This is a genomic window from Streptomyces sp. S6 (genome assembly GCF_054880855.1).
Window position 1 is genome coordinate 1 of record NZ_JBTYMC010000471.1, and the last position, 3,694, is coordinate 3,694.

4 protein-coding genes and 1 pseudogene are annotated in these 3,694 nt (G+C 73.5%); all 5 read left to right on the forward strand.

The genetic code is table 11. The annotated features are described in order from the left end of the window. On the forward strand, positions 1-329 hold a 329-nt coding region (locus tag ACVNF4_RS33745), incomplete at its 5' end, for a shikimate dehydrogenase family protein (RefSeq protein WP_461806684.1). A 189-nt stretch (positions 330-518) separates the two neighbouring features. Next, entirely contained in the window at positions 519-1,679 is a 1,161-nt protein-coding gene (rifK, locus tag ACVNF4_RS33750; RefSeq protein ID WP_461806685.1) for a 3-amino-5-hydroxybenzoate synthase, read from the forward strand. Then, positions 1,676-2,779: a Gfo/Idh/MocA family protein gene (locus tag ACVNF4_RS33755; protein ID WP_461806686.1), complete on the forward strand. Its 1,104-nt coding sequence runs from the start codon at positions 1,676-1,678 to the stop codon at positions 2,777-2,779. Before rifK ends, ACVNF4_RS33755 begins: the two co-directional genes overlap by 4 nt. Continuing rightward, on the forward strand, positions 2,776-3,474 hold the full coding sequence (locus ACVNF4_RS33760) for an HAD-IA family hydrolase (protein ID WP_461806687.1): 699 nt from the start codon (positions 2,776-2,778) through the stop codon (positions 3,472-3,474). The genes ACVNF4_RS33755 and ACVNF4_RS33760 overlap by 4 nt, the downstream gene beginning before the upstream one ends. Positions 3,475-3,480: 6 nt before the next feature. Beyond that, a pseudogene (locus tag ACVNF4_RS33765) lies at positions 3,481-3,694 on the forward strand (ROK family protein); the annotation flags it as partial.

Below are 3,694 nucleotides of genomic sequence, written 5' to 3' on the forward strand. Positions count from 1 at the left end.
GGCCCAAGCGCGACGCGCTCGTCGAACGGCTCGCCGCGCACTGGCCCGGCCGCGTCCACGCCGCCGCCGAACCACCCCTGCACGACAGCGACCTCGCCGTCAACGCGACCCCGCTCGGGCTGCGGCCCGGCGACCCCCTGCCGTTCCCGCCCGAAGCCCTCGCACCCGGCACGGTGGTCGCCGACATCATCATGAAACCCCGCGAGACACCCCTGCTGCGGCAGGCCGCCGCCCTCGGGCACCACGTCCACCACGGCATCCACATGCTGACCGGTCAAGTGGATTCCTACTGCGCGTTCTTCGGTCTGCGCACCCCCACCACCGGTTGACCCACCCCGGCCGGCGACGACTACCAGACCGGGGGATGCGGGCCGGCAAGCGCGAAACCTACGGTGAAAGCCGCACCCTCGTGCGGGTGATCCGGGGACAGAACGTTCTGCCGGCCACGTGCCCCGCCCGCTCTGCGCCGCCCGTCGGCCATCAGCCGAGACATGTCCGAAGCGGAGATTTGGAGATCCATGAACGCGCGACCGGCACCGGAGTTCCCCGCATGGCCGCAGTACGACGACGGCGAGCGCACCGGCCTGATCCGGGCCCTGGAGCAGGGCCAGTGGTGGCGCATGGGCGGGTCGGAGGTGGACTCCTTCGAGAGCGAGTTCGCCGACTTCCACGGCGCCCCGCACGCCCTGGCCGTCACCAACGGCACCCACGCCCTGGAGCTGGCACTCCAGTGCATGGGCGCGGGCCCCGGCACCGAGGTCATCGTGCCGGCCTTCACCTTCATCTCCTCGTCCCAGGCCGCCCAGCGGCTCGGCGCGGTCGCCGTCCCCGTCGACGTCGACCTCGACACGTACAACATCGACGTGGCCGCCGCAGCCGCCGCCGTCACCCCCCGCACCAAGGTGATCATGCCCGTGCACATGGCCGGACTCGTCGCCGACATGGACGCGCTCGGCAAGCTCAGCGCGGACACCGGTGTGACCCTGCTCCAGGACGCCGCCCACGCACACGGCGCCCGCTGGCAGGGCAAGCGGGTCGGCGAGTTCGGCACGGTCGCGGCCCTCAGCTTCCAGAACGGCAAACTGATGACCGCAGGCGAAGGCGGCGCCCTGCTCTTCCCCGACCGGGAGACCTACGAGGCCGCCTTCCTGCGGCACAGCTGCGGCCGGCCCCGCACCGACCGCCGCTACCTGCACCGGACCGCCGGCACCAACATGCGGCTCAACGAGTTCTCCGCGTCCGTGCTCCGCGCCCAGCTCGGCCGCCTCGACGCCCAGCTCACCCTGCGCGACGAGCGCTGGACACTGCTGTCCCGGCTCCTCGGCGACATCGACGGCGTCGTCCCCCAGGGCGGCGACCCGCGCGCCGACCGCAACTCCCACTACATGGCCATGTTCCGCATCCCCGGCATCTCCGAGGACGACCGCAACACCCTCGTCGACACCCTGGTCGAAGCCGGCCTGCCCGCCTTCGCCGCCTTCCGGGCGATCTACCGCACCGACGCGTTCTGGGAGACCGCCGCCCCCGACACCACCGTCGACGAACTCGCCGAGAGCTGCCCCAACACCGAGGCGATCAGCACCGAATGCGTCTGGCTGCACCACCGGGTGCTGCTCGCCTCCGAAGAGGCACTCCACACCACGGCCGAGATCGTCGCCGACGCCGTGGCCGCCCGGTGAAGGTCCGGGCCGCCGTCGTCGGACTCGGCTGGGCGGGCCGCGAGCTGTGGCTGCGACTGCTGCGCGAGCACGGCGACTTCGAGGTCGTCGCCGTCGTCGACCCCGACCCCGGCTCCCGGTCGGCGGCCGTCGCGGCGACCGGCCTGCCCGCCCACGCCGCCGTGGACGCCCTCGACCCCCGCACGGTCGACGTCGCCGTCGTCGCCGTCCCCAACCATCTGCACGCCCAGGTGGCGGCGGCCCTGCTGCGCCGAGGGATCTCCGTCTTCCTGGAGAAACCGGTCTGCCTGACCACGGCCGAGGCCGACACCCTCGCCCTGGCCGAACAGGACGGCGGGACACTGCTCGCCGGCAGCGCCGCCGCCCACCGAGGCGACGTACGCGAACTCGCCCGGCTGCTGCCCGGACTCGGCCGGATCCGCCACGTCGGCCTCGCCTGGGTCAGAGCGCGCGGAGTGCCGCAGCCCGGCGGCTGGTTCACCCAGCGCAGCAAGGCGGGCGGCGGCGTCCTCGTCGACCTCGGCTGGCACCTGCTCGACGTCCTCACCTCCCTCCTCGGCCCCGCCCCCGTCACCCAGGTGATCGGCTCGGTCTCCGACGACTTCGTCAACAGCGGTGCCTGGTCCGCCGCCTGGCGCGCGGACCGGCCCACCGACGTCCCGGCCGGCGACGTCGAGGACACCGCCCGCGGCTTCCTGGTCCGCGAGGACGGCATCTCCGTCTCCCTGCGGGCCAGTTGGGCCTCGCACGAGGCACTGGACGCCTGCGAGATCGTCGTCGAGGGCAGCGCCGGAACCGCACGGCTGCACTGCACCTTCGGCTTCAGCCCCAACCGGGCCCCCGAACCGGTCCTCACCCTCACCCGGGAAGGCAGCACCCGGCGGATCCCGCTGACCCCCGAACCCATCGGCACCGAGTACGGACGCCAGCTCGACGGCCTCGCCGCACTCCTCGCCGACCCGGACCGGCGCGGCCGGGCCGTCACCCAGGCCCGAGCCACCGTCCGGCTGGTCGAAAGCTTCTACGCATCGGCGCGCGCCTGCCGACCGGCGGACCGCGCCCCCGACTCCACCGCCCACGAGGAGGTGAGGACCGCATGACCACAGCGCCGGAACACCACGCGCACACCGACACCGGACAGCACCCCACGGTCCCCCGGCACGCCGTCGTCTTCGACCTCGACGGAGTCGTCGTCGACAGCTTCGCCGTGATGGCCGAGGCGTTCTCCGCCGCCTACGCCGAGATCGTCGGCGACGGCCCGGCACCCTTCGAGGAGTACCGGCGCCACCAGGGCCGCTACTTCCCCGACATCATGCGCCTCATGGACCTCCCCCTGGAGATGGAGGAACCCTTCGTCCGCGAGAGCTACCGCCTCGCCGACCGTGTCACCGTGTACGACGGCGTCGTCGACCTGCTGCGGACACTGAACGAACGCGGCCTCAGACTGGCCGTCGCCACCGGCAAGAGCGGCGAGCGCGCCCGGTCCCTGCTCGACGTCCTCGGACTGCTCCCGTACTTCGCCCACGTCATCGGCTCCGACGAGGTGCCCCGGCCCAAACCCGCCCCCGACATCGTCCTGCGCGCACTCGACCTCCTCGACCTCCCCGCCGACCACGCCGTGATGGTCGGCGACGCCCCCACCGACCTGGCCAGCGCCCACAGCGCCCACGTCACGGCCGTCGCCGCGCTGTGGGGCTGCCACGACGGCGCGGAACTGCTCGCCGCCGGCCCCGACGTCGTCCTGCACCGGCCCGCCGACCTCCTCGCCCACTGCCCGGCCCTGCCCGGCCACTGAACCGCGATGACAGCCGGACCGCCGTGGCACCTGGGCATCGACATCGGCGGCACGAAGGTCGCCCTGCGCGCCGAATCGGCGGACGGACGCACCGAGGACCACACGTTCGCCTGGCCGCACGACGAAGGCGGCCCGGAGCACGATCTGGCCCTCCTGGCGGCCGGCGTCGCCGCCCTGACGGCCCGCACCGGCGACCGCCCGCAGGCCGTGGGGGTCGCCG

Coding starts and splice junctions, on each gene's coding strand:
- ACVNF4_RS33760 (WP_461806687.1), top strand. CDS start 2,776: ATGACCACAGCGCCGGAACACCACGCGCACACCGACACCGGACAGCAC.
- rifK (WP_461806685.1), top strand. CDS start 519: ATGAACGCGCGACCGGCACCGGAGTTCCCCGCATGGCCGCAGTACGAC.